2 protein-coding genes and 1 tRNA gene are annotated in these 848 nt (G+C 57.0%); all 3 read right to left on the bottom strand.

Features of this window, described 5'->3' with window-relative positions; translation table 11 throughout:
- Positions 1 to 198: porin (locus EN969_RS33330; RefSeq protein ID WP_206525315.1), on the bottom strand; the 198-nt coding region annotated here is incomplete at its 3' end.
- A 97-nt stretch (positions 199 to 295) separates the two neighbouring features.
- Positions 296 to 547: a GIY-YIG nuclease family protein gene (locus tag EN969_RS33325; protein ID WP_013532600.1), complete on the bottom strand. Its 252-nt coding sequence runs from the start codon at positions 545 to 547 to the stop codon at positions 296 to 298.
- 92 nt (positions 548 to 639) lie between these two features.
- Positions 640 to 730, bottom strand: a tRNA-Ser gene (locus EN969_RS33320).
- Positions 731 to 848: the final 118 nt, after the last annotated feature.

The following is an 848-nucleotide window of genomic DNA, read 5'->3' as shown; positions in this document are numbered from 1 at the left end:
GTCATAACGGATATAGCCGCCGATGCGCAGGCAGGTCTCGGTGCCGGGGATGTAGAAGTAGCCAGCGCCGTAGACGTCGCAAATCTTGACGTATTCAGCGGGTTCCGGCTCGGCGACGACGACGGCGTCGGCGGCGCGCGCACCGGAAACTGCGATCAGGGCCGCAGCGGAGCCGAGGAGAAGGCTCTTAATGTTCATTTTCTGACCTCCAGTCAGAATCGAGAACGGAGGTCGGTAAAACCCAGCTCTCATGTATTTTTTTCTTTATATTTCAGATGGATAGATAAAAAGGCCTTCAGCGGGGCTCTGTCCGCCAAAGCCGTTTACTGGCGAAAGCCTTGCCCGATCCGGTCTTGAAATATCGCTCGAACTGCCGTGCGTTGGTCTCGGTTTCGACCGCGATATAGGTCTTCAGGGCTACAGGCAGATAGGCTCTGGTCGAAGTCACATAGCCTGATTGATGCGATTCGAACCGGCGTCGAAGGTCGTTTGTCGACCCGACATAGACATCGCCATTATGAAGCTGCAGGAAATACACGTACCACATGGTCCCCGTACGCTACTTCGTAGCTTCGGGCGACACTCCCACGCCGATGCGGTTCCGGGTGGCCTGCCACCCGAAGCCCGCAGGGCGTAGGGTGGCGGAGAGGATGGGATTCGAACCCACGAGAAGCTTTTGACCTCTACTCCCTTAGCAGGGGAGCGCCTTCGACCACTCGGCCACCTCTCCGTTGCGCCGCTGGATAAAGAAAAGCGCCGGCACAATCAACAAGCCCGCATCATTATATGCAAAAATAAGAAGGCGCCGAACCGCGACCCCCATGGATGTGGCGGTTCTTCGGGTGTTT

It is taken from the genome of Mesorhizobium sp. M7A.F.Ca.CA.003.01.2.1 (assembly GCF_003998945.1).
Lineage (GTDB): Bacteria > Pseudomonadota > Alphaproteobacteria > Rhizobiales > Rhizobiaceae > Mesorhizobium > Mesorhizobium ciceri.
The sequence above is the reverse complement of the archived record's forward strand: the minus strand, read 5'-3'. Positions and strand labels throughout refer to the sequence as shown.

Coding starts and splice junctions, on each gene's coding strand:
- EN969_RS33325 (WP_013532600.1), bottom strand. CDS start 547: ATGTGGTACGTGTATTTCCTGCAGCTTCATAATGGCGATGTCTATGTC.